At 65.1% G+C, this 23,384-nt stretch carries 28 protein-coding genes; 18 read left to right on the plus strand and 10 right to left on the minus strand.

Translation table 11 applies throughout. The annotated features are described in order from the left end of the window. Positions 1 to 2 precede the first annotated feature (2 nt). The 3 genes from ACZYZ9_RS16185 to ACZYZ9_RS16195 form a co-directional block, all read right to left on the minus strand. Entirely contained in the window at positions 3 to 527 is a 525-nt protein-coding gene (locus tag ACZYZ9_RS16185; protein WP_463827282.1) for an Rv2253/PknI dimerization domain-containing protein, read from the minus strand. A 69-nt stretch (positions 528 to 596) separates the two neighbouring features. Next, on the minus strand, positions 597 to 1,160 hold the full coding sequence (locus tag ACZYZ9_RS16190; protein ID WP_463827283.1) for a twin-arginine translocation pathway signal: 564 nt from the start codon (positions 1,158 to 1,160) through the stop codon (positions 597 to 599). Beyond that, positions 1,157 to 1,861 (minus strand): hypothetical protein, encoded by a 705-nt coding sequence (locus ACZYZ9_RS16195; protein ID WP_463827284.1) that lies wholly within the window; start codon positions 1,859 to 1,861, stop codon positions 1,157 to 1,159. Before ACZYZ9_RS16195 ends, ACZYZ9_RS16190 begins: the two co-directional genes overlap by 4 nt. A 164-nt stretch (positions 1,862 to 2,025) precedes the next feature. On the opposite strand from ACZYZ9_RS16195, the gene ACZYZ9_RS16200 reads away from it, so the two are divergent. Further along, positions 2,026 to 2,439 carry a hypothetical protein gene (locus ACZYZ9_RS16200; protein ID WP_463827285.1) on the plus strand — a complete coding sequence of 138 codons (414 nt, stop codon included), beginning with the start codon at positions 2,026 to 2,028 and terminating at the stop codon, positions 2,437 to 2,439. 13 nt (positions 2,440 to 2,452) lie between these two features. Here ACZYZ9_RS16200 and ACZYZ9_RS16205 read toward each other — a convergent pair whose 3' ends face one another. Next, positions 2,453 to 2,737 (minus strand): hypothetical protein, encoded by a 285-nt coding sequence (locus tag ACZYZ9_RS16205; RefSeq protein WP_463827286.1) that lies wholly within the window; start codon positions 2,735 to 2,737, stop codon positions 2,453 to 2,455. 45 nt (positions 2,738 to 2,782) lie between these two features. Next, positions 2,783 to 3,361 carry a TetR/AcrR family transcriptional regulator gene (locus ACZYZ9_RS16210; RefSeq protein ID WP_463827287.1) on the minus strand — a complete coding sequence of 193 codons (579 nt, stop codon included), beginning with the start codon at positions 3,359 to 3,361 and terminating at the stop codon, positions 2,783 to 2,785. Between the two features lie 80 nt (positions 3,362 to 3,441). Here ACZYZ9_RS16210 and ACZYZ9_RS16215 point away from each other — a divergent pair, with 80 nt between their 5' ends. Genes ACZYZ9_RS16215 through ACZYZ9_RS16230 form a run of 4 tightly spaced genes read left to right on the plus strand, consistent with a single transcriptional unit; the run spans position 3,442 to position 5,900 of the window. Continuing rightward, positions 3,442 to 4,218 (plus strand): hypothetical protein, encoded by a 777-nt coding sequence (locus ACZYZ9_RS16215; protein WP_463827288.1) that lies wholly within the window; start codon positions 3,442 to 3,444, stop codon positions 4,216 to 4,218. Then, positions 4,215 to 5,039 carry a hypothetical protein gene (locus ACZYZ9_RS16220; protein ID WP_463827289.1) on the plus strand — a complete coding sequence of 275 codons (825 nt, stop codon included), beginning with the start codon at positions 4,215 to 4,217 and terminating at the stop codon, positions 5,037 to 5,039. The genes ACZYZ9_RS16215 and ACZYZ9_RS16220 overlap by 4 nt, the downstream gene beginning before the upstream one ends. Continuing rightward, positions 5,036 to 5,623 (plus strand): cytochrome c oxidase subunit 3 family protein, encoded by a 588-nt coding sequence (locus ACZYZ9_RS16225; RefSeq protein WP_463827290.1) that lies wholly within the window; start codon positions 5,036 to 5,038, stop codon positions 5,621 to 5,623. The genes ACZYZ9_RS16220 and ACZYZ9_RS16225 overlap by 4 nt, the downstream gene beginning before the upstream one ends. A gap of 4 nt (positions 5,624 to 5,627) precedes the next feature. Continuing rightward, the gene (locus ACZYZ9_RS16230; protein ID WP_463827291.1) at positions 5,628 to 5,900 is read left to right on the plus strand and encodes a cytochrome C oxidase subunit IV family protein; all 273 of its coding nucleotides are present in this window, start codon (positions 5,628 to 5,630) and stop codon (positions 5,898 to 5,900) included. On the opposite strand, the gene ACZYZ9_RS16235 is transcribed toward ACZYZ9_RS16230, so the two are convergent. Next, positions 5,893 to 7,191, minus strand: coding sequence for a cytochrome P450 (locus ACZYZ9_RS16235; protein ID WP_463827292.1), 1,299 nt, complete (start codon positions 7,189 to 7,191; stop codon positions 5,893 to 5,895). The genes ACZYZ9_RS16230 and ACZYZ9_RS16235 overlap by 8 nt on opposite strands. A 209-nt stretch (positions 7,192 to 7,400) precedes the next feature. Between ACZYZ9_RS16235 and ACZYZ9_RS16240 the strand changes: the two genes are divergently transcribed. After that, a complete protein-coding gene (locus ACZYZ9_RS16240; protein ID WP_463827293.1) occupies positions 7,401 to 8,114 on the plus strand; it encodes a TetR/AcrR family transcriptional regulator in 714 nt (237 codons plus the stop codon). On the opposite strand, the gene ACZYZ9_RS16245 is transcribed toward ACZYZ9_RS16240, so the two are convergent. Then, positions 8,030 to 8,476, minus strand: a complete 447-nt coding sequence (locus ACZYZ9_RS16245; protein WP_463827294.1) for a hypothetical protein — start codon at positions 8,474 to 8,476, stop codon at positions 8,030 to 8,032. The two genes, ACZYZ9_RS16240 and ACZYZ9_RS16245, sit on opposite strands and share 85 nt — an antisense overlap. Then, a complete protein-coding gene (locus ACZYZ9_RS16250; RefSeq protein WP_463827295.1) occupies positions 8,473 to 9,237 on the minus strand; it encodes an enoyl-CoA hydratase/isomerase family protein in 765 nt (254 codons plus the stop codon). The genes ACZYZ9_RS16245 and ACZYZ9_RS16250 overlap by 4 nt, the downstream gene beginning before the upstream one ends. A 125-nt stretch (positions 9,238 to 9,362) precedes the next feature. Between ACZYZ9_RS16250 and ACZYZ9_RS16255 the strand changes: the two genes are divergently transcribed. The 7 genes from ACZYZ9_RS16255 (at position 9,363) to ACZYZ9_RS16285 (ending at position 15,385) form a co-directional block, all read left to right on the plus strand. Further along, complete coding sequence (locus ACZYZ9_RS16255) at positions 9,363 to 9,785, plus strand: lipoprotein LpqH (protein WP_463827296.1); 423 nt, start codon at positions 9,363 to 9,365, stop codon at positions 9,783 to 9,785. A gap of 92 nt (positions 9,786 to 9,877) precedes the next feature. Beyond that, the gene (locus ACZYZ9_RS16260) at positions 9,878 to 11,068 is read left to right on the plus strand and encodes an amidohydrolase family protein (protein WP_463827297.1); all 1,191 of its coding nucleotides are present in this window, start codon (positions 9,878 to 9,880) and stop codon (positions 11,066 to 11,068) included. Then, on the plus strand, positions 11,065 to 12,507 hold the full coding sequence (locus ACZYZ9_RS16265; protein ID WP_463827298.1) for a FadD3 family acyl-CoA ligase: 1,443 nt from the start codon (positions 11,065 to 11,067) through the stop codon (positions 12,505 to 12,507). The genes ACZYZ9_RS16260 and ACZYZ9_RS16265 overlap by 4 nt, the downstream gene beginning before the upstream one ends. Positions 12,508 to 12,929: 422 nt before the next feature. After that, on the plus strand, positions 12,930 to 13,898 hold the full coding sequence (locus ACZYZ9_RS16270; RefSeq protein WP_463827299.1) for a hypothetical protein: 969 nt from the start codon (positions 12,930 to 12,932) through the stop codon (positions 13,896 to 13,898). Then, a complete protein-coding gene (locus ACZYZ9_RS16275) occupies positions 13,895 to 14,551 on the plus strand; it encodes a twin-arginine translocation pathway signal (RefSeq protein WP_463827300.1) in 657 nt (218 codons plus the stop codon). Before ACZYZ9_RS16270 ends, ACZYZ9_RS16275 begins: the two co-directional genes overlap by 4 nt. A 7-nt stretch (positions 14,552 to 14,558) precedes the next feature. After that, complete coding sequence (locus ACZYZ9_RS16280; protein ID WP_463827301.1) at positions 14,559 to 15,188, plus strand: fatty-acid--CoA ligase; 630 nt, start codon at positions 14,559 to 14,561, stop codon at positions 15,186 to 15,188. Between the two features lie 8 nt (positions 15,189 to 15,196). Next, complete coding sequence (locus ACZYZ9_RS16285; RefSeq protein WP_463827302.1) at positions 15,197 to 15,385, plus strand: (2Fe-2S)-binding protein; 189 nt, start codon at positions 15,197 to 15,199, stop codon at positions 15,383 to 15,385. A gap of 6 nt (positions 15,386 to 15,391) precedes the next feature. Here ACZYZ9_RS16285 and ACZYZ9_RS16290 read toward each other — a convergent pair whose 3' ends face one another. Then, positions 15,392 to 17,056, minus strand: coding sequence for an alpha-keto acid decarboxylase family protein (locus tag ACZYZ9_RS16290; protein WP_463827303.1), 1,665 nt, complete (start codon positions 17,054 to 17,056; stop codon positions 15,392 to 15,394). A gap of 81 nt (positions 17,057 to 17,137) precedes the next feature. Between ACZYZ9_RS16290 and ACZYZ9_RS16295 the strand changes: the two genes are divergently transcribed. From ACZYZ9_RS16295 to ACZYZ9_RS16305, 3 genes are all read left to right on the plus strand, one after another. After that, the gene (locus tag ACZYZ9_RS16295) at positions 17,138 to 17,578 is read left to right on the plus strand and encodes an SRPBCC family protein (RefSeq protein WP_463827304.1); all 441 of its coding nucleotides are present in this window, start codon (positions 17,138 to 17,140) and stop codon (positions 17,576 to 17,578) included. A 90-nt stretch (positions 17,579 to 17,668) separates the two neighbouring features. Further along, entirely contained in the window at positions 17,669 to 18,121 is a 453-nt protein-coding gene (locus tag ACZYZ9_RS16300; protein ID WP_463827305.1) for an SRPBCC family protein, read from the plus strand. A 44-nt stretch (positions 18,122 to 18,165) separates the two neighbouring features. After that, positions 18,166 to 18,600: an SRPBCC family protein gene (locus tag ACZYZ9_RS16305; protein WP_463827306.1), complete on the plus strand. Its 435-nt coding sequence runs from the start codon at positions 18,166 to 18,168 to the stop codon at positions 18,598 to 18,600. Here ACZYZ9_RS16305 and ACZYZ9_RS16310 read toward each other — a convergent pair. Further along, on the minus strand, positions 18,597 to 19,775 hold the full coding sequence (locus ACZYZ9_RS16310; RefSeq protein WP_463827307.1) for a pyridoxal phosphate-dependent aminotransferase: 1,179 nt from the start codon (positions 19,773 to 19,775) through the stop codon (positions 18,597 to 18,599). The genes ACZYZ9_RS16305 and ACZYZ9_RS16310 overlap by 4 nt on opposite strands. 221 nt (positions 19,776 to 19,996) lie before the next feature. Between ACZYZ9_RS16310 and ACZYZ9_RS16315 the strand changes: the two genes are divergently transcribed. Further along, a complete protein-coding gene (locus tag ACZYZ9_RS16315; protein ID WP_463827308.1) occupies positions 19,997 to 21,208 on the plus strand; it encodes an acetyl-CoA C-acetyltransferase in 1,212 nt (403 codons plus the stop codon). A 4-nt stretch (positions 21,209 to 21,212) separates the two neighbouring features. Then, positions 21,213 to 23,357 carry a 3-hydroxyacyl-CoA dehydrogenase NAD-binding domain-containing protein gene (locus ACZYZ9_RS16320; protein WP_463827309.1) on the plus strand — a complete coding sequence of 715 codons (2,145 nt, stop codon included), beginning with the start codon at positions 21,213 to 21,215 and terminating at the stop codon, positions 23,355 to 23,357. The last annotated feature ends 27 nt before the right edge of the window (positions 23,358 to 23,384 follow it).

A 23,384-nucleotide genomic window follows, 5' to 3' on the forward strand; every position in this document is an offset into this window, starting at 1 on the left:
GCTCAGCCGATCCGGTCCAGCCGGAACGGCTGCTCGATGTACAGCGGAAGGTTCACGCCGCAGGCGCCACTTGCGGCACTGGTGCGCTCCCGCCCGGCGAACACCGTCGATTCGGGGTTGAGCGTATTGGCGCCGGTCACCGGGTCGGCGGGATAGAAGTAGATATTCGAGTGGCCGATGTACGAAGTGCCGTCCTCGCAGACCTCCCAGTTCGGGATGTCGCGTTTGACGAACCAGGTCGTTCCGTCGTGCATGTACAGTTGCGCGGTCCAGCCCTGGTCGCTGACCACCCGGCCGGCGCAGTCTTGAGCGGTCGAGCAGGACGAGGAGATGGTCCACGTGCTTCGGACCACGTCCTCATCGTGATACACCTGCCTGGTCTTGGCCCAGTCGCCGATCTGGGTGGCGGTGTAGGTCCCATTGATGGCGGGGTCGTAGGCCCATGCCGGCGGGGCTGTTCCTAGGCCGGCGACCAGGGTGGCCGCCGAGAGTGTCACAGCAGCCGCTGCACTGATCGGACGCATCATGAGTTGCTCCTCGACGCGCTTACTACCATTGAAATGGAGTCCGGACTTCACGATATATAAGAAGCGTGCTCACAAGCCTTCAAATTTTTCAATTAGCCACGAACTTTTGACTTTTTTCAACGTTACCCGAAGGCTGCTCGATGTCACTACTGGCTCCGGCTTTTCTTTGCTTGCCGTTTTTTGCCGGACGAAGACGAGCACCACCGCCGAATCGGGATGCAGTTCGGTCACTGCGGCTTTGACGACGGTCGCGGTGCTCGTCACTTGCGCGCGCTGCGTCGAGGGACTGACGATCTGGTCGGCGAACTGCTGGTAATAGAGCAGATAGTCGTCGGTGACCCGGGATTTGGCGTTCGTGAGGTCATGGCTCAGCGTGTCCGGTGAGTAGGAAAGCAGCGCCACCGCGCCGTCGCTGGCCGCTCCGATGACCTGGTGCGTGACGTTGCGGTCGGTCTGCCAATCCGACCGATAGGTTGCCAAGAAGTACCAGGTGGCGAAACCCGTACTGGTCAGCAGCAGCAGGGTCAGCACCATCGCGGGCCACTTAGCCAGCCAACGACGCGTCGGGTGCCCGTCCCGGCCGGTCGTCACCGGGCGGACCGACTTCTGCATCGCCTCGGCGTCGGCGGTCATGGGACGAACTCGACCTTGGCGATCTTGAGTCGTCCGGCGTCGGTCGCGACGTTGACGACCAGCCGCCAGGTCCGGATCTCCGGCTTGGACTGATCAGGCTTGGTGATCTCCGATCTGGCCGCGACCAGCACAACCGCGGAGTCACTGGTCATCGACTGCACCGCCACGGACTGCACGGATGCCTTGGTGACGACCTTTGATTCCTCGAGGGACCTGACCATGTCTTCGGCGCCCATCAGGACGCCGGCTTTGAACTGTCCGGTGGTCTCATCGGCGAAACGCTGCATGTCCGCTCTGGCTTTTGTCGAGTCGACCGACATCATTATCTGCACGGCGTTGCGGGCGACCGCAGCGAATTCGGCCGTCCTTTGAGTTTGCTGAACCACCCTTTGGTGATGCCAGATCAAATAGCCGCTGCCCGCCAGTGCGCCGCAGCTGACCAGAATCGCGGCGATGGCGGCAAGAGTCCTGCGACCCGGGCGACGCGGCCGGAGCCGGCGTGCCCACGACCGCCGTTCCTCATCCGGCGGATTGCCGGACCCGGTTGCGGCCCGCTCGGCCTGTTCGCGCAACGCGACTGCACGGGCTCGGGCAATCTCGGCGCGCGCTTCTGCTTCGGCGAGATCGTCGTCGCCGTCGAGGAGGGCCTCGATCGGAATGTCGGCGTCGAGCGCCTCGGTTGATAGCTCACCCGGCGGCATCGAGCACCTCCTCGCCCGGAATCACGGCGAGAGTCACATTAGCACTCGTACGGCAGATGCCCGCTCGGCCGGCGCACAATGCGCTCCTCTCGAACCAGGAGAATTTTCTTACCATCTGTCACCAAGGTAATGAATTTTCAGACCTACTGTGGCAAATTAAGTTGGTGCGATTCATTATCGGCGCGATCGCTGCATCGCTGGGCCTGGCGATGTCCGCGGGCCTGCCTGCGCCGCCCGCCGCCGCCGATCCCGCCAGTTGCGATTACGCGGACTGCACGCCGGGCATCGCCGGACACCAGGTGCTGGGTGCGCCGTGCGACAACACCACGTATTTCGTGTTCGGCACCGCGGACTACTACGTATCGTTCGCCACCGAGCCGGGACGGTTGATGTTCTGCGGCTCCCCGCGGCGGTATGAACCGCGCTGGTTCCGGTCACCGCCGATGGTCGGCGTCAAGCAGGAGAACGCCTCGTGCTCCGAATGGCCGACTTTCTATGTCGCACAGGCTCCGGACGGTCTGTTCCTGGTCTGCAACGCCCATGACGGTTTCCAACGTTGGGAGCGCGGCGACACCTGATCGTGCCGCCGACTCATGGTCGCGTGTTCGGGATGTTCGGCTGATCCTGGAACGGGCTCGGCCCGAAGTAGTCGTCGGTATGGATCGTGCCGTCGCGGTCGCGATGATGGGCATCGTGACACGTGGACGGATCGAAGTTATAGCCCCAAGCCGCCTCGTCATAGGGTTGGCCGGGGCACCAGTGATACCCCACCCACGGCCACTGCGGGTCGTCGGCCTGAGCGGTGGCGGCGCTCGCAATCATGAAGCCGGTGGTAATCATGATCGCTGCGGCAGCCAGACGACGAACAGTCTCCATAGAGGAACGGTATCTGAGTAACCGCGTCGTGAAAATGCGATCGGGCTATTCAGCGGCGGCGTCGAACAGACGCCGGGTGATCCGCAGCAGTTGGGTGCGTAGGGTCTGGTCGTCGATGTCGGCGACCAGCGGATGCACCACCCCCACCGCGATCGCACCCGAGAGCATGGCAGCCGAGACGCGCGCGTCCTCGGCAACGCCGTCGACGAGAACACCGTAGAGGCGCTCGATGAACTGCTGGAACGGCTGGTGATCGGCCAGCAGGCGGACGATGACGGGGTCGAACTGCAAGGTGCTTGCCGCACCGCGCCGCTGGACGGCAACCTCGATGACCCGGTCCAGCAGTACGTCGCGCGCCCGGGTCCGGTGATCGTGTGCTTCGGCGGCTTCCAGTGCCTCCTCCAGACCGCCGAGTTCACGCTCGGTGAGAGCGATGACGATCTGCTCCTTGGTCTTGAATTGGTGGTAAACAGCGGCTTTCGTGACGCCGACGGCGTCGGCGATCATCTGCAGTGAGGTTCCGCCGACACCGTTCTCACCGATCAGCTGCAGGGCGGCATCCAGGATGCGCAGCTGCGCGGGGCTGCGGGTGATGAACCGGAATCGGCTCGGTGCTGAGACCACGCAGTCAGAGTAGCCGATCGGCTATTGACGATGGGGTAGCCGTTCGGCTAGCTTCGCTGACGAGCCCGAAGGAGTCATCGATGTCCGATATCGGCGCTGCAGCCACCCCGCCACGATCACCCGCCGCGCGGCGAATCGATGGCGAGGTGATCCTGCTCTGGACGCTGCCGGTCCTGCTGCTCATCTGGATCGCGGCCTTCCTGTTGTTCCCGGGATTTCACCCGCCGATGTCTCCGTCGATGACGGCCGAGCAGGTGGCCGCGTTCTATCGCGATCCGGCTCATCTGCCCGAGATCCGGTACAGCATGATCGTCTTCAACTGGTTCGGCGTGTGCCTGGTGCCGATCCTGGTGCTGGTTGCGATGCAGATTCGCCGGATGGCTCATCGCACCCCGATCTTCTCCTACGCGATGCTGGGCTGCGTCGCCGGCGGCCCCACCTTGTTCCTGATCGCCAACGTGTGCTGGTTGCTGGCCGCATTCCGACCGGAACGGCGACCGGAATTGACCCAGTTGCTCAACGATTTCGCCTGGATCACCTTCACCATCCTGGTTCCCTACCTGATCGGGCAGAGCGTAATCTTGTCTCTGGCAATCTATTTCGACGATCAGCCGCGACCGGTGTTCCAGCGCTGGGTGGGTCACTTCAATCTCGTCGTAGCCGCGGCGCTGGTCCCGGCGGCGTTCGTGGGCCTGTCGTTGTCGGGTCCGCTCGCATGGGACGGCGTGCTGTCCTTCTGGTTGAAGAACGTCGCCATCACCGTCTGGATCGTGGTGACCGGCGTGGTCCTGGCCCAGGCCATATATCGGGAACGATCTGAAAACCAAAGCCAGGCAATGACATTGGAACCCGCTTGAGCGCGGTGGTGGCGCTACCGGAGCGCTCGGCCGCACCGCGGGGCCCCTGGCGGCACCGGTTTGCCTGGCACCTGCGGCACAACCCCAAGCGCGAGCTGTGGTTGGCCTGGTGGACACTCGTCGTCTTCTACAACATCTTCTTCCCGGTGTTCTTCATCGTGGCTCAAGTCCAGCCGCCGCCCCAGCCCACCTGGGACCTGGCCACACAGGTGCACTGGTTCAATGAACGCCGCCTCGGCATCCCCATCGGGCTCGGCGTCATCTTCGTCATCTGTGGGATGAACGCGATCAACAACGCCCTGATCGCCTATTCCATGCGGCGCATGTCGGTGAGCCGCGCGTTCGGATACTCCTACCTGCTGATCTATGCGCTCAGCGCGGTGCCGGGCCTGCTCCTGCTCTGTATCGCGTTGATCGTCGGGACACTACGCCCGCACCGAGATCCCGAGGCGATCGGTTGGCTCTACGACTTCGCCTTCTTGTCGTTCGACGGGACCATGGGGGTTTTCCTGATCGGGTCGCTGCTGTGGATGGTCGCGATACTGATCGATAAGAATCGGGTGTTTCCCAAGTGGTTCGGCTATCTCAATCTGTGCAACGCGCTGACCGAGGTCGTCGTGGCGCCGTGTTGGATCTTCGGGCGTGGCGTGCTGGCCTGGAACGGGCAGATCGCGTGGTGGTTGGACATGGTGGTGTTCGGCATCTATCAGGTGACCTTTGTCGTCATGCTCTTCCGGATGATCCGGCGTGAAGACTTCGGTACCGGACCGCTACCCGAGCTGCCCAGTAAGCGCGCGGCGGGACAGGCGGGCGCGTCATGACCGAGCTGGCCGGAGAAGACAAGCGCGCGACGTTCGTGCCGGGCCAGCCGGACATGTGGGCCTTCGTCCTGTTCGAAAGTCTGATATTCACCGGATATTTCGGCTTCTACCTGTTCTACCGGACCAGGAGCCCGGGGCTCTTCTTGAGCTCCCAGGAGCACCTGGATCTGCGCATCGGCGTGCTGAACACACTCGTGTTGCTGCTGAGTTCCTGGTCAGTGGCGCGATGCGTGCAGTCGGCGCGCTCCGGCGCGTATCGGGCAGCGCTGCGCGACGTTCTGGCGACGGCCGCGTTCGCCGCAGTCTTTCTGTCTCTGAAAGTTTTCGAATGGTCCCGGCTGGTGCATGCCGGAAACGGCCTGGACAGCAACGACTTTTTCGGCTACTACTTCTTCCTCACCGGCATTCATTTCGTGCACCTGCTCATCGGATTCGTCGTCCTCGGTGTCATCGGTTACCGCCTCCTGGGTGCCCGGCGTGGCACCGCCGACTCTCAAACACTGATTGAAACGTGCGCAACCTATTGGCACACAGTCGATTTCCTCTGGGTGCTGATCTTCGCGTTGTTGTACGTGGTGCGGTGACGCGGTGAAGCCCAACGCGAGGCTGCTGGTGGTGTGGGCGGTACTGGCCATGCTCACGTTGGGTTACCTGTGGATCGACCACTCCGTCCACGGCACCAGTGTGGTGCTCACGACCAGCGTCATCGTCATCGCACTCATCAAGGTGCGCATCATCTTTCGCGAGTTCATGGAAGTCCGGGAGGCGCCCGCACGACTGCGCCGGCTCACCGATGCCTGGGTATTGCTGATCGCGGCCGGATTGTTCGGCAGCTATTTCATCGGCCTGGCGATCAACTGACCGGTCGCCCGGCCGGTGGCTCCTGGGGTGTGAAGGTGAGGTGGAGCTGGTTGAGTCCGCGCAGGATGTAGGTGGGCTCGTAGGTGAATCGGCGGTCGTCGGCGGTGCCGTGGTGGGCTTCGTCGAGGTTGATGTCGGCCATCCGGTCCAGTATCCGTTCGATGGACACCCGGCCTTCGACCCGGGCGAGTGGGCCGCCGGGGCAGGAGTGCACGCCGCGCGCGAACGCCATGTGTTCGCGGACGTTCTTGCGGTCCAGCCGGAACTCGTGCGGGTCGTCGAAGCGGCGCGGGTCACGGTTGGCCGCACCGGGCAACACCATCACCACGGTGCCGGCCGGAATGTCCACTCCGCCAACCTGGGTCGACCTGCGCGCCAATCGCGAATCACTCTTGACCGGGCTCTCCATGCGCAGGGATTCCTCGATGAACCCCGGAATCAGGCTGCGGTTGTCGCGGAGTTGCTGCTGGATGTCCGGACGGTTGCCGATCACCTGCAGTGCGGCGCTGAGCAGCTTTGCTGTGGTCTCCTGGCCGGCGGCGAACAGGAAGGTGGCTGACCGGACGACGTCGATGACCTCCGGCGTCGTCCCGTCCGGATACTTGGCGGTGGCCAGCGCGGTCAGGACGTCTTCGCGCGGGTGCGCGCGGCGGTCCTCGATGTAGGCCGAGAATTTGTCGTCGAGCCACTCCAGCGGATTGACGCCCACCGATTCGTGGTCCAGGGCCCCGACGCGGCCGGGACGGTCGGCGCCCAGTACCACCCGGAATTCTTTGTGGTCCTCCTCCGGGACGCCGAGCAGATCGGCGATCACCAACGTGGCAAACGGTTTTGAGTATTCACCGATGAATTCGCAGTTGCCGTTGACCAGGAACTCGTCGAGTTGGCGGTCGGCGAGGCGCCACATGAATTCCTCGTTCTGCTTGAGTCGGCTCGGCGTCAGCAGCCTGCTCAAAATCGACCGCGCCCGGCTGTGGTCCGGCGGGTCCATGGTGACCATGTGCTCGAACATCGGGAAACAGTGCCGGTGCTCGTCGATCTGATGGTTGATGTCGTCGCCGTCGGGCTGGAACGGCAGCGGCGGGAACGGCCCGCCGAGCGCGACGCAGTTGGAGAACGAGTCGGTGTCCTTGTAGACCGCCGTCGCCTCTTCGTAGCCGGTGACGGCGACGACCCCATAGTGCGGCAGACGCAGCACCGGGTTCTGGGCGCGCAGGTAATCGAAGTAGGTGTACGGGTCGGGTACCAGCGACGGATCGGTGAAGAAATCAATGGTGTCGTAATCGCTCATCGTGCATTCCTCCCGAAGCCGGCCCGCAGCACCGTGTCGCCAATTGGTCAGTCGGCGACGAGAGCTGGCGTCGCCCGATTAGAACGTCTGCTGAGCACCTGCTTAGCATGGCGGTATTGTCGTGGTCAAGATCACTGCGCCGGTACCGAACCGTGTCGCGGATACGATCGGCGTGATCGTCGGGCGAGCGCAGAGAGGACGGGTACGGCATGACATCGGCCCGCAGGATCGGGGCGCCGGACGCGAAGAATCGCGGCCTGCTGCTCGACGCGGCCGAACAGTTGATGATCGAGGAGGGCTACGCGGCGGTGACGTCGCGGCGGCTCGCCAACAAGGCCGGACTCAAACCGCAGCTGGTGCACTACTACTTCCGCACCATGGAGGACCTGTTTCTGGCCGTCTTCCGGCGCCGCGCTGAGGAAGGGCTGCAAGCCCAGGCGCAGTTGCTGCAGTTGCCGCAACCGCTGTGGGCGCTGTGGCGATTCGGCACCGATCCCGGGTTCACGCGTATCTCGATGGAATTCATGGCGCTGGCCAACCACCGCAAAGAGATGCGCGCCGAAATCGCCTACTACGCCGACCGTTTTCGCGACGAACAACGCCAGGTGGTGTCGGCTGCCATGCAGCGGTACGAGGCGCAGGGCAAGCTGAATACCGATTTCGTGCCGCCGGTGGTTTTCACCGTGCTGATGACCAGCCTGTCGCGGTTCCTGGTGCTCGAGCAGGCGATGGGTGTGTCGGTGGGTCACCCGGAGACGCTGAAGTTCGTCGAACATCACCTGCGCAGGTTGGAAGGCGAGCCGCAGCCGATCGCGGACATCCCGCCGACCTGGGTGGTTCACCAGGTGCGCAGCGAACAGAGCACCCCACGTTCTCCATCCTTGGACACCACCACCGCGCCGTCGACCGACAAGGTGCAGTGAAAGCCCGGAAAGCCGGGTTGACGCTGCATGCTGACGCTGACCATCGCCCAGTGCGCGGGATCCACCAGCATTACCGTCTGGCTCCACGGCCGTCCCGGGGCGATATCGGCCTGCACATTCGGCGTGAACGGGTAGGGGTTGTGGCTGTAGTCCGAAAACTTCGCCGGATCCTGGTCCTGGTAGTAGATGTCGGCGTAGGCCGGGTTGTTGGCGGTGATGGTGTAGACGACCCGGTGCGCGGGCGGCGGGTCGTCGTCAGCCCGTGCCGTGCCGGTGCCGGCCGCTATACCGGAGCCGGCCAGCAGAACCGCTGACAGCAGCGCTGCTCCGATGCCCAGTTGCGGCGTTGCCCTGGTCGTCATATCGCTCCTCCGGCTGCTGGGCGCGGATTGGCTTTGCGGTTCATGACTAGTGCTGCGGCCTGCCAGTGCGGGTCGGCCACCCACAGCCGTGCAAACGATGCTATCGCCTCATCAGGGGAAACTCCGCTGATTACCCGTTTTATCTCGGCGGCCGGACGGCGGGCGAGGGATCTGGCGACCGAGCGCCAGCCCTGGTCGGCCGAGTCGAAGGATGCCCGCGGTAAGACCACATCCACCAGTCCGAGGCGTTCGGCCTCGACGGCATCGACTGCGGTCCCGCTACCGGCCAACAGCAGGGCCCTGCTTTTGCCGACCAGCGCGGCCAGACGTTCGGCGCCGCCCCATGCCGGCATGATTTCGAGTTGCACCTGATTGAAGGCGATCTTGATGTCGTCGGCGGCCACCCGGATGTCGGCGGCCACCGCGACCTCGGCGCCGCCGCCGAAGGCGTGCCCGTTCATCGCCGCGACCACTGGCGCCGGGAACCCGGCGATCCGGTCGCACAGCGTGCGCATCCGGCGGGCCATCGCCGCGGCTTCGTCCTCGGTCCGTAGCGCGCTGAGCTCCTTGAGATCTCCGCCGGAGACGAAAGCCCGGTCGCCGGCACCCGTGATCACCAGTGCCAACGCCCCGCTCGCGCCGTCGAGCGCATGGTCGAGCTGGTCCATGGTTTCCAGCGAGATGGCATTGCGTGCGTGCGGCCGATCGATGGTCAGCACTGCCACCCCGGTCTCGGCGTCGTCGAAATCCAGGTCCACCATGCGTGTTCAGCTCCTCGGTACAACCCGGACTTGCGACGCCGATATTGGCATTCTCGTCTAGGGAGAATAGCATCATCGCTGCAGGTCCAGAAGTTGTCCGGACGCCTGCGGATTGGGGTGGCCAGGTGCGGAACCGAATCGCCGCGGCAGCGGCCGTAGCGCTGGCGGCACCCGTCTTCGGGGCGTGCAGCGCCCCCTCGCAAGGCCAGCTGGCCAGCACCGCGGTGGCGACCGTCAACGGGAACGAGGTGCGGCCCCGAGTTGTGCGCTGCTTCCAGCAGGAATGGTTTCGCACCATCGAACTTGGTGACGACGCCTCGGGCGCCAAGATCGTCGTCGACCAGCGGGCAAATCCGGCGTCCACGGTGTCCGTCCGCTTCCACAACTTCGGTGGTTTCACCGGCACCTACTCCCACGGCGGCGGAGCCGACGCCGCCACCCGCTTCGATGGCCAGTCGTTCATCATCACCGGCACGGCCAACGGGTCCACCACGGCCAAACCGGGCGAGGCGGCCAGCGCCGATTTCAAGATCAACGCGAAGTGCTGACCCGCACCGTGCCGCCCGCGCGGGGGGTGGGTGCACGTTGCGCACGGCGATATAGGAGAATATGATTCTCACTAATTGCGAAGGAGGATTTCATGGGTCAGTTGTCGCACCGGGTTGACGTCCCGTTTCCGATCTTTGACGCGGATAACCATCTTTACGAGCCGCCGGAGGCGCTGACCAAGTTCCTGCCGAAGGAATACCAGAACCACGTCCAGTACGTGCAGGTCAACGGGCGCACCAAGATCGCGATCCGCGGCCAGATCAGTAACTACATTCCCAACCCGACCTTCGAGGTCGTCGCCAAACCCGGAGCCTGGGAAGAGTATTTCAAGTACGGCAACCCGGAAGGCAAGAGCAAGCGCGAGCTGTTCGGTGAGCCGATGCGTGCCATCCCGGCGTTCTTCGAGCCGGGCCCGCGCCTGGAAGTGATGAACGAGCTGGGGCTGGACAAGACGCTGATGTTCCCGACGCTGGCCAGCCTCCTCGAGGAACGGTTGTCGGACGACCCTGTTGCCATCCATGTGCTGGTCCATGCGCTGAACCAGTGGCTCGACGAGGTCTGGGGCTTCAACTACCAGAACCGTATCTTCACCACCCCGGTGATCACCCTGCCGATCGTTGAAAAGGCGATCGAAGAGCTGGAATGGGCGGTCAAGCGCGGTGCCCGCTGCATCCTGGTCCGCCCGGCACCGGTCCCCGGCTTCCGTGGTCCGCGGTCGTTCGCGCTGCCCGAGTTCGACCCGTTCTGGGAGCGGGTCGTGGAGTACGACGTGCTGGTCGGCATGCACTCCAGCGACAGTGGCTACTCCCGGTACACCTCCGAATGGGACGGTGCCAGCGCCGAGATGCTGCCGTTCCAGACCAACGCAATGGGCATCCTCAACGAGTGGCGGCCGATCCAGGACTCGGTGGGCTCGTGGGTCATTCACGGCGCGCTCTATCGCCACCCCAAGCTGAAGGTCGCGATCGTCGAGGCCGGGTCGAAGTGGATGACCCCGCTGCTGGACGGCCTGGCGGAGGTATTCCGCAAGGCTCCGGAGGCATTCCCGAGCGACCCGGTCGAGATGGTCAAGAACCGGATCTACGTCAGCCCGTTCTTCGAGGACGGTATCGACGACCTGGTCAACCTCGTGGGCGTGGACCAGGTGCTGTACGGGTCGGACTGGCCCCATCCCGAAGGGCTGGCGGAGCCGACCTATTACATCGAGGCGCTGTCGCACTTGTCGGCCGACGACCAGGCGAAGATCATGGGTGGCAATCTCGGTCGACTCGTCACGGTGTGACCGACCGGGTCAGCTGGCAGACCATCCCCGAGATGGTCTTGAGCGCGGCGGATCGCTTCGGCGATGCGGAAGCGGTCGTGGACGGTCCGCTGCGCTACACCTTCGCTGAGCTCGTCCACCGAATACGTTGTGCGGCAGGTGCTTTTGCCGATCTCGGTATCGCCAGGGGTGACCGGGTGGCCGTCTGGGCGCCCAACTGTGCCGAGTGGATCGTTGCCGCCTTCGGCCTGCTGACCGCCGGGGGAGTCCTGGTGCCGGTCAACACCCGGTTCAAGGTGGCGGAGGCCGCTGACGTCATCGGCCGCAGCGGGGCCAAGGCGGTATTGGTCCAGCAGGGCTTCCTGGGGCAGGACTTCGTGGCGCCGCCGGCCGGGATACCGGTCATCGACCTGAAATCCGGCTTCCTCGACGCCGGATCACCGTTCGAGTGCCCGGTCAGCGGCACCGATGTCTCCGACATCATTTTCACCTCCGGCACCACCGGGCGGCCCAAGGGCGCGATGATGAATCACGCTCAGACGTTGCGCATGTACGAGGAGTGGGCGACCCTCGCGGATCTGCGCGAGGGTGACCGCTACCTGATGATCAATCCGTATTTCCACACCTTCGGTCTCAAAGCGGGCCTTGTCGCGTCCTTTCTGCGTGGTGCCGCGATGCTGCCGGTAGCGGTTTTCGACATCGCCACCGCGGTGGATCTTATTGAGCGCGAGCGCATTACGATGTTGCCCGGCCCGCCGACGCTGTATCACTCGTTGTTGACGGTGCCGGACAAGTCCAAGCTGGCCACGTTGCGGGCCGGCGTCACCGGTGCCGCCGACATCCCCGTCGAACTCGTCCGTCGCATCCACGGTGAGCTGCCGTTCCAGACGTTGATGACCGGGTACGGGCTCACCGAGGCGGGCAACGTCACCTTGTCCCGGCCCGGCGACTCCTTTGCAGAGGTCGCCTCCACCGCGGGTCTGCCGTGCGACGGGGTCGAGGTGCGCATCGCCGGGGACGGCGAGGTGCTGGTTCGCGGGTACGGGGTCATGCAGGGCTACCTCAACGATCCGGTCGCCACCGCTGAGGCGATCGACGGCGACGGCTGGCTACACACCGGGGACCTGGGCAGCATCGACGAGTCGGGTCGGTTGCGCATCGTCGGCCGCAAGAAGGACATGTTCATCGTGGGCGGATTCAACGCCTACCCGGCCGAGATCGAAGGCTTCCTGCTCAAGCACCCCGCCATTGCCCAGGTGGCGGTGATCGGCGCTCCCGACGAACGGCTCGGGCAGGTGGGCAAGGCATTCGTCGTCCGTAAGAGTCCGGTGGACGCGCCGGAACTGATCGACTGGTGCCGGGAGCGTATGGCTGGATTCAAGGTGCCGCGAGTGGTGGAATTCGTCGACGCGCTGCCGATGAACGCCACCGGCAAGGTCGTCAAGGATCTCCTCCGCTGAGTGGCGCTCGGCATCCTCCGGCAGTTGCATATGCCGAAAGCAAGAACGGTATTTCCACAGTTTGACGCGGTTTTGCGCGGTTTGTGTCGGCCCGGACGGTAATATTGCCGACGGAAAGTGATAATCTCGTTCTCCGACGGCCGACGACGTGCCGGAGTGGCCGCCGCCAGTCCGGCCCATCATGGGTGCGGTGGCGAGTAGGGTGTGGCCACGGCTGGCGTACGGCGGATCCCGGACGGAATGGGGATCGGGCGACAAGTTAACGCATTTTCCCGACACCGTCGGCGGCTACCAGGCACCTTGTCACCGACGGACAAGCGGTAGAGGAGTTCGGAGTTGAGCGGCGAGCGATCTCGTTCCCGAGCCGGTGAGCGGAGGGCGGCGGCACCCGCCGTAATGCAGACGACGCGAAATCGGCGCCGGTGAAGAAGGACGACACACCGCAGAGTGTCGCGGAAATGCGGTCCCTGGCCGAGGAGGCCGAGGCGGAGGCCGCCGAGGCCGAAGCCCTCGCCGCCGCTGCCCGCGCGCGTGCCCGCGCCATCCGGCTGCGCCGCGAAGCCGAAATCGTCGCAAGCACCGAGGTCGGATCCGGCACGAACGGACTCAAAGTCGACGACGCAACAATCGAGCCGGCCGAACCGACGGTCACGCTCGCCAAGCCCGACGCCGCGAAGATCAAACTGGCCAAGGGCCCGGTGAAAAAGGCCGGCGGCGCCAAAGCCACTGCAGCAGCGGAGCAACCGGAGCCGGTGAAACCAGCCCGCATCGAGGAGCGCGACACCGAGGTTGCGGACGATCGCACCACCGAGACGCTTTCCGACGAAACGGACGCGGACGCAGCGGACGACGAAAACGCCGAGGAAACGGCTGCCAGATCCGCGCGGCGCAGCCTGCGCCGACCGACACTGAAGTCGGTGGCAGCGGTACTGGCCGTCGCTATCACGCTCTTCGCGGTGGGGGCCAGCGTGGAGATGTCCGTGCTGCATCGCAACGCCACCCGGGAACGCCAGCAGGTTGCCGAGTTCGCCGCGGGCGCACGGCAGGGAGTCGTGACGCTGACTTCGCTCGACTACGAACACGCCAAAGAAGGCGTGCAACACATCCTGGAAGTGTCCACCGGGACGTTCAAGGACGACTTTCTGAAGATGGCCGAAGATTTCACCAAAGTCGTCGAAGAGTCGAAAGTGATCTCGCAGGGAAGCGTTCAAGCTGCCGCTGTCGAACTCGACACCATGACCGAGAATTCGGCGGTGGTGCTCGTGGCCAGTACCTCCGAGGTCACGAATGCCGCTGGTGCCAAACAGGATCCACGTAAGTACCGGCTGATCGTGACGATGACTCGGGAAGGTGGTCGGCTCAAGATGTCGAAAGTGGAGTTCGTGCCGTGACCGAACGGGACTCGTCGGTGGTCGACGACAGCGCAGAGCAGACCTCGGTCGTCGAGGACACGGTGGATGCCGAAGACGCCGATTCGTCAGCCGACGGCCGGGATTCGGGCCGCAATCGCTTGACCGCCCGATTGAAGAACCCGACCGCCGGCAGGACGAAAAGTCGTTGGGCCGGGAAGCTCGGCATCGCCGCGCTGGCCCTGCTGGTGGTCAGTTCGCTGTCGGTGCTGGCCGCCCTGTACTGGTTCTCCTACCGGCCGGACCAGCAGGTCGACGCAGCCGAAGCCAAGGCGGCAATTGCAGCTGCCAGTGACGGCACCGTCGCCATCCTGTCCTACTCGCCGGACACGCTCGACCACGACTTCTCCACCGCGAGATCACATCTGACCGGTGACTTCCTGTCTTACTACGACCAGTTCACCTCGCAGATCGTCGCTCCGGCCGCAAAGCAGAAGGCAGTCAAGACGACCGCAGTGGTGCTTCGCGGCGCGTTGTCCGAATTCCGTCCGGACTCGGCCATCGTGTTGTTGTTCATCAACCAGAGCACTCAGAGCAGGGACCGTCCGGAACCGGCGATGACGAACAGCAGCGTGCTGGTCACCTTGACCAAGGCCGACGGGAAATGGCTTATCTCACAGTTCAATCCGGCATAGGCCTGTGATGAGCAACGGCGACATTCACTCGATGGTGATCGCGTCGGACTACCGGATTCCGGACCCGACCAAGGTGTGGCCGCTGCTGGAGCGTCGCAAAGCCGCGCTCGCCGACATCGGCGCCCATCACGTGCTGGTCTATATCTCCACCCACGACTACGGCCGGGTGCTGGTGATGATCGGGGTGCACAGCCGCGAGCCGATCGTAGAGCTGTTGCAGTCGCGGGTGTTCTTCGACTGGTTCGATGCCGTCGGCGTCGACGACATCCCGGCCGTCTTCGCCGGCGAGATCGTGGACAGGTTCATTGCCGAACCTCCGGCAGCGACGGGCCGGGCACCCGGCGTGGTGGTGGCCGCCTTCGCGTCCGTGGACAGTGTGACGACGCTGCACACCGAAGTCGGTCTCGCGATGGACCGGTTCACCGCCGCCGGGATCCGAAAGACCTGGGTCTTTCAGGCTTTCGACGACTCACACGAGGTGCTGATCCTGCAGGAATTCGCCGACGAGGACAGCGCGCGGGAATGGATCGAGCACCCGGACGCGGCGGCGCAATGGCTCAGCGGGGTGGGAATCGGCGCCTACCCGCCGCTGTTCGTCGGCCGGTATTTCGACATGATGCGCATCGGGACGGACTGACCGGCGCGATGTACGTGTGCCTGTGTAATGGCATCACCAGCCAGATGGTCACCGAAGCTGTCTGCGCGGGCGCGTCGACGAGCAACCAGGTTGCCGCGGCGTGCGGCGCGGGTGCCGACTGTGGACGCTGCCGTCGCACCGTGCGTGCGATCATCGCGTCGGTCAGCGAGACGAGGAGTCCGCGCCATTCGGCGTAGCCGCGTTCAGTGGTCCTTCGGCTGCATCGGTCCGACGAGTTGGGCGAGCAGGGGCGGGATCTCGTGTCGCGGCAACACCACCTCGACGAACACCATGCGGTCGCGATGGGCGGCGGCGGCGGTGAGCGCGTCGTCGAGTTCGCCGTAGGTTTCGGCGCGCAACGCGAGGTGATTTTCCACCCCGAGCGTGCCGGGGAGATCGGTCCAGCGCCAGCCGACGATGTCGTTGTAGGGCGCCGTTGCTCCGTGGATGGCGCGTTCGACGGTGTAGCCGTCGTTGTTGACCACCACGATGACCGGGGAAAGCCCCTCCCGGGAGAAGCTGCCCAGTTCCTGCGCGGTCAGCTGAGCGGCGCCGTCGCCGATCAGCAGCACCGTTCTGCGGTCCGGATGGGCCACCGCCGCCCCGAAGGCGGCGGGCAACGTGTAACCGATCGAACCCCATAATGGTTGGCCGATGAAGGTGACCCCCTGGGGCAGTACGTGGTCGGCCATGCCGAAGAACGAGGTCCCCTGATCTGCCAACACCACGTTGCCCGGGGTCAGTGCCGAACACAGCCGGTCCCACAGCATCCGTTGGGTGAGAGCCTCGTCGCGGCCCGGGGCGGGGGCCGGTGCTTGCACCGGTGGCGGTGCCACGTCCGGTGAACGGATACCGCGCTCGGTCAGTATCGCTGTCAGAGCCTGCAGCGCCGCACCCATCTCCAGCGGCGCGAACACCTCGTCGGCCACGCTGCTCTGGTACTGGCCGATATCGATGGTCCGGGCCGGGTCGATGCGTTGACTGAAGAACCCACTGACCATGTCGGTGAACACCACCCCGGCGGTCACCAGGACCGGTGCCTGCTCGATGGCGGTGCGTACCCGTTCGGTGCTGGCCGCGCCGGCGTAGATGCCGAGGAAATTCGGCGAGCTCTCGTCGAGCAGGCTCTTACCCCACACCAACGTCGCGTGCGGCACCACGTCGGCTGCCAGTAGCGCCTGCAGTTCCCGGACCGCCTGCAGGCGGTGCACCAACAGGTCGGCCAGCACGGTCAACTGGCGGTTGCCGATCAACTTCGCCGCCGCCCCGGTGAACATGGCCAGCGCCCGCGGACTGGTGCCGCCGGCATAGCGTGGCAGCGGCGCGTCCGGCGGTTCGGTGGGGAAGCGCGCCACGTCGGTGGACATCAGCAGGTACCCGGGCCGCTTCTGTTCGCGCACCTCGCACAGCACCCGGTCGATCTCACGGCACGCGGTGGCTGGCATGAGATTGGCTTGCGCGCAGGTGATTTCGCGACTGATCCGGAAGAAGTGCTCGAAGTCGCCGTCGCCGAGCGAATGATGCAACGCCCGGCGGGTGGCCTGGGCGTCCTTCGAGGGCCCGCCCACGATGTGCACGACGGGCACGTGCTCGGCGTAGCTGCCCGCGATGGCGTTGGTCGCCGAAAGCTCACCGACGCCGAATGTCGTTACCACGGCTGACATTCCGCGCAGCCGCCCATATCCGTCGGCGGCGTAACCGGCGTTGAGTTCGTTGGCGTTGCCGACCCAGCGCAGCTTGGGGTGGGCCACGATGTGGTCGAGGAAAGCCAGGTTGTAATCGCCGGGCACGCCGAAGATCTCTGTGACGCCGAGTTCGGCGAGGCGGTCGAGCAGATAGTCGCCGACGGTATAGGCAGAATCGGTCACGGAAACGACGGTACGCCCGTGGCGACGATACCGGCGAAACGACTATTCCCGCCGGGGCACGGTCGCGATATGGTGCGGGCCATGGCAATCAAAGAATCCCGCGACATCGTCATCGAAGCCAGTCCCGAGGAGATCCTGGATGTCATCGCTGATTTCGAGGCGATGCCCGAATGGTCCGAACCGCACCAGACCGCCGAGATCCTGGAGACCGGAGACGATGGGCGTCCGAGCAGAGTGAAGATGAAGGTGAAGACCGCGGGCATCACCGACGAGCAGGTGGTGGCCTACACCTGGAGTGGCAACGAGGTGACCTGGACGCTGGTCAGTTCCGGTCAGCAGAAGTCGCAGGACGGGAAGTACACCCTGGTGCCCAAAGGGGACGAGACGCTGGTGAAGATGGAGATCAGCGTCGACCCGAACGTGCCGTTGCCCGGGTTCGTGCTCAAGCGGGCCGTCAAGGGCACCATCGACTCGGCGACCAAAGAGCTGCGCAACCGCGTGTTGAAGGTGAAGAAGGGCTGATACCGCGGCGCTCGGTGAAATCGGCTGGTATCCGACAATTTCCGACAACCGCTCCCCAGGTCGTGCCGAGCGTTGCTAGCTTGGGAACCAGTGGCCGTAAAAGCATCGCGAGAATTCGTCATTGATGCGCCCCAGGAAGTGGTCATGGCGGCGCTGTCAGATGTCGGCGCGCTGTCCTCCTGGTCACCACTGCACAAGAGTGTCGAGGTGCTCGACTACTACCCGGACGGCCGGCCCCACCACGTGAAGGCCACCATCAAGATCCTGGGCCTGGTCGACAAGGAGATCCTGGAATACCACTGGGGTCCGGACTGGGTGGTGTACGACGCCGGCAAGACCGCCCAGCAGCACGGCCAACATATCGAGTACAACCTCAAACCCGAGGGACTGGACAAAACCCGGGTGCGTTTCGACATCACCGTCGAACCGGCCGGACCGATACCCGGATTCATCGTGCGGCGGGCCAGCGAACACGTATTGGATGCCGCGGCCCGGGGATTGCGCGAGCAGGTGCTGGGCGCGGAGCCCGGCCCGGACGCATAGTTGGCCGCGGAGTCCGCGCCGCCAGGTTGCTAGTTTGAGCAGTAGTGGCCATACAAGCATCGGGTGAAGTGCTGATCGACGCGTCGCCGGACGTGATCATCGACGCGCTCGCCGACATGGACGCGGTGCCGTCCTGGTCGTCGGTGCACAAGCGGGCCGAAGTCATCGACACCTGGCCCGACGGCCGCCCCCGGCACGTCAAGGTCACCATCAAGGTGGTCGGCATCGTCGACAAGGAGTTGCTGGAATATCACTGGGGGCCGGACTGGATGGTGTGGGACGCCACCAAAACGCTTCAGCAGCATGCCCAGCACGGCGAGTACAACCTGACCCGCGAAGGCGCCGACAAGACCCGGGTGCGGTTCACCATCACCGTCGAACCCTCTGCGCCGCTGCCCGAGTTCCTGGTCAACCGGGCCCGCAAGAAGATCCTCTATTCCGCCTTGGAGGGACTGCGCAAGCGGGTGATGGGCGGTTAGTGCCGTCGATCGCCCAGCGCCGCCAGTCGCCGGATCGCTTCGTCGAGCGTGTCGTCTCGTTTGCAGAACGTGAAGCGCACCAGGTGTTTCCATAGCCCGGCGTGCCGGGCGGCCGGGTCGCAGAAGGCCGACATCGGTATCGCGGCCACCCCGACGCGCTCCGGCAGCGTGGCGCAGAAGGCGGTGCTGTCGTCGTGTCCGAGCGGGCGCGGGTCCGCGCACAGGAAGTAGGTGCCGAAGCTGTCGTGTACCGCGAACCCGATGTCGGTCAGTCCGGCCGCCAGCCGGTCGCGCCGGCGCTGCAGCGTCTGGCGCAGAGTGGCCACCCACTCGTCCTGGGTGTTCAGCGCCAGAGCCACCGCGGGCTGGAACGGTGCTCCGCCGACGTAGCTCAGATACTGTTTGGCGGCGCGTAACCCGGCAATGAGATGTGCTGGGCCGCAAGCCCAGCCGATCTTCCACCCGGTGCAGTTGAACATCTTGGCCGCGCTGGAGATGGTGATCGTGCGCTCGGCCATGCCGTCGAGGCCGGCCAGCGGCAGGTGCCGGTGGTCGTCGTAGACGAGATGCTCGTAGACCTCGTCAGTGATCACCAAAAGGTCTGCGGCCGTTGCGATCTCGGCCATGGCTGCCAGCTCTGGCGCGCTCAGCACCGCGCCGGTGGGATTGTGCGGCGAATTGACGATCAGAGCCTTGGTGCGCGGGGTGACGGCGCGTCGCAGCGCGTCGGCGTCCAACGCGAAACCGCGCCCGTCGGCAACCAGCGGGACCGGCACCCGGGTCGCGCCGGCCATCGCGACCACCGGTGAGTAGGAATCGTAAAACGGCTCGATCAGCAGCACCTCGGAGCCGGGTTCGACGAGGCCGAGCACCGCTGCGACAATGGCCTCGGTGGCCCCGACCGTGACCAGGATCTCGGTATCGGGGTCGTACTCGATGCCATAGCGTCGTCGGCGTTGCGCGACGATGGCCTGTCGCAGAGCGGCGATGCCGGGGCCGGGCGGGTACTGGTTCATACCGTCGGCGATGGCGTCCTGGGCGGCCCGCAGCATCTCCGCGGGACCGTCCTCGTCGGGAAAGCCCTGGCCGAGGTTGACCGCGCCGATCCGCGTGGCCAGCGCCGACATCTCGGCGAACACCGTGGTCGCGTAGGGCTGTAGCCGCGAGACGGTCATGGAGAACGAGCTTATTGGGTTGTTGGTCGCGTCGAGCGTCACGCTGGCGTGACGCTCGGCGTCGGGCGCCACGCCAGCGTGACGCCCGCGCCGCGACCGCGACCGTGTCCAGCCAGCGGCGGACCGGCCCAACCAACAGGTTGGCCGGGGCAACTGTTAGGGTTCCTGTGCTGGACCTACTCTTAAGACGGATCCACACCCTCTCCGAACAGGAAGTTCACATGTCCGAAGAAGCCTTCATCTACGAGGCCATCCGTACACCGCGCGGCAAGCAACGCAACGGTTCGCTGAACGAAGTCAAGCCATTGAGCCTGGTCGTCGGCCTGATCGAGGAGCTGCGCAAGCGCCACCCCGACCTCGACGAAAACCTGATCAGCGACGTCATCCTGGGCTGCGTCTCCCCGGTCGGCGACCAGGGTGGCGACATCGCCCGCACCGCCGTGCTGGCCGCCGGCATGCCCGACACCGTCGGTGGCTTCCAGCTGAACCGGTTCTGCGCGTCCGGCCTGGAGGCCGTCAACACCGCGGCGCAGAAGGTCCGTTCCGGCTGGGACGATCTGGTGCTCGCCGGCGGCGTCGAATCGATGAGCCGCGTTCCGATGGGGTCGGACGGCGGCGCGATGATGGCCGACCCGGCCACCAGCTACGACGCCTACATCGTCCCCCAGGGCATCGGTGCCGACCTGATCGCCACCATCGAGGGTTTCTCGCGTGACGACGTCGACGCCTACGCGTTGCGCAGCCAGAAGCTGGCCGCCGAGGCGTGGTCGGGTGGGTACTTCGCCAAGTCGATCGTGCCGGTCGTCGACATGAACGGCCTGCTCATCCTCGATCATGACGAGCACATGCGCCCCGACACCACCGCCGAGGGCCTGGGCAAGCTGAAGCCCGCCTTCGAGGGCCTGGCCGCAATGGCCGGATTCGACGACGTGGCGCGTCAGCGTTACCACTGGGTCGAGAAGATCAACCACGTGCACACCGGCGGTAACTCGTCCGGAATCGTCGACGGCGCCGCGCTGGTGATGGTCGGTTCCGAGGCGGCCGGCAAGTCGCAGGGCCTGACCCCGCGGGCGCGCATCGTCGCTACCGCCACCACCGGTGCGGACGCGACGATCATGCTCACCGGACCCACCCCGGCCACCCAGAAGGTGCTGGACCGGGCCGGGCTGACCGTCGACGACATCGACCTGTTCGAGCTGAACGAGGCGTTCGCCTCCGTGGTGCTGAAGTTCCAGAAGGACCTGAACATCCCGGACGAGAAGCTCAACGTCAACGGTGGCGCCATCGCCATGGGACACCCGCTGGGAGCAACCGGCGCGATGATCACCGGCACCATGGTCGACGAACTGGAGCGGCGCAACGCCCGACGCGCGTTGATAACGCTGTGTATTGGCGGCGGCATGGGTGTCGCGACGATCATCGAGAGGGTTTAAGTACATGGCCGACAACGCAATTCAGTGGGATAAGGACGCCGACGGCATCGTCACACTGACGCTGGACGACCCGTCGGGTTCGGCCAACGTGATGAACGAGAACTACATCGAGTCGATGGGCAAGACGGTGGATCGTCTTGTCGCCGAGAAAGACTCGATCACCGGCGTGGTGATCACCAGCGCGAAGAAGACCTTCTTCGCCGGTGGTGACGTCAAGAGCATGATCCAGATCGGCCCGGAAAACGCCGGCGAGGCATTCGATCTCGTCGAGAACGTGAAGAAGCAGCTGCGCACCCTCGAGACGCTGGGCAAGCCCGTCGTCGCCGCCCTCAACGGCGCGGCGCTCGGCGGCGGGCTGGAGATCGCCTTGGCGTGCCACCACCGCATCGCGGCCGACGTCAAGGGGTCGCAGTTCGGCTTCCCCGAGGCGACGCTGGGCCTGCTGCCCGGTGCCGGCGGCGTCACCCGCTCGGTACGGATGTTCGGGATCCAGAACGCTTTCATGAACATCCTGTCGCAGGGCACCCGGTTCAAGCCGGCCAAGGCCAAGGAAATCGGACTGGTCGACGAGCTGGTCGGTTCGGTCGACGAGGTGGTGCCGGCCGCCAAGGCCTGGATCAAGGCCAACCCCGAATCGCACACCCAGCCGTGGGACGTCAAGGGTTACAAGATCCCCGGCGGTACCCCGTCATCGCCGTCGCTGGCCGCCATCCTGCCGTCCTTCCCTTCCCTGCTGCGCTCGCAGCTCAAGGGTGCGAATATGCCTGCGCCGCGGGCGATCCTGGCAGCGGCCGTGGAGGGCACGCAGGTCGACTTCGACACCGCCAGCCGCATCGAGAGCCGCTATTTCACCTCGCTGGTCACCGGCCAGGTCGCCAAGAACATGATCCAGGCGTTCTTCTTCGACCTGCAGACGATCAACAACGGCGGGTCGCGGCCAGACGGCATCGAGCCGGTCAAGATCAACAAGATCGGCGTGCTCGGCGCCGGCATGATGGGCGCGGGCATCGCTTACGTCTCGGCCAAGGCCGGTTACGACGTGGTGCTCAAGGACGTCAGCATCGAGGCCGCCCAGAAGGGCAAGGGTTACTCGGAGAAACTCGAAGCCAAGGCGCTCGAGCGGGGCAGGACAACGGAGGAGAAGTCCAGTGCGCTCCTCGGGCGCATCACCCCGACCGCCGACCCGGCCGACCTCAAGGGCGTGGACTTCGTCATCGAAGCCGTCTTCGAGAACCAGGACCTCAAGCACCAGGTGTTCCAGGAGATCGAAGACATCGTCGAGCCGAACGCGCTGCTCGGGTCGAACACCTCGACGCTGCCGATCACCGGTCTGGCGACGGGGGTGAAGCGGCAGGAGGACTTCGTCGGGATCCACTTCTTCTCACCGGTCGACAAGATGCCGTTGGTGGAAATCATCAAGGGCGAGAAGACTTCTGACGAAGCGCTGGCCCGGGTCTTCGACTACACCCTGGCCATCGGCAAGACCCCGATCGTGGTCAACGACAGCCGCGGCTTCTTCACCTCCCGGGTGATCGGCACCTTCGTCAACGAGGCGCTGGCAATGCTCGGCGAAGGCGTGGAGCCGGCCAGCATCGAGCAGGCGGGTTCGCAGGCGGGTTACCCCGCGCCGCCGCTGCAGCTGTCCGACGAGCTCAACCTGGAGCTGATGCACAAGATCGCCGCGGCTACCCGCAAGGGTGTCGAGGACAGTGGCGGCCAGTACGAACCGCACCCCGCAGAAGCGGTGGTGGAGAAGATGATCGAGCTGGGCCGCTCCGGCCGACTCAAAGGCGCCGGCTTCTACGAATACCCCGACGGCAAGCGCTCCGGATTGTGGCCGGGCCTGCGGGAGACCTTCAAGTCGGGGGCTTCGACGCCGCCGCTGCAGGACATGATCGACCGGATGCTGTTCGCCGAGGCGCTGGAAACCCAGAAGTGCCTCGACGAGAACGTGCTGACCTCCACGGCCGACGCCAACATCGGGTCGATCATGGGCATCGGGTTCCCGCCGTGGACCGGTGGTAGCGCGCAGTACATCGTCGGCTACGAAGGTCCGCACGGCCGGGGCAAGGAGGCCTTCGTGGCCCGGGCCCGCGAACTGGCCGAGAAGTACGGCGACCGCTTCTTGCCGCCGGACTCGCTGACCTGACGACCAGCCGCAAAGCCCCCGAAACAG

It is taken from the genome of Mycobacterium sp. IDUB_28, assembly GCF_055419285.1.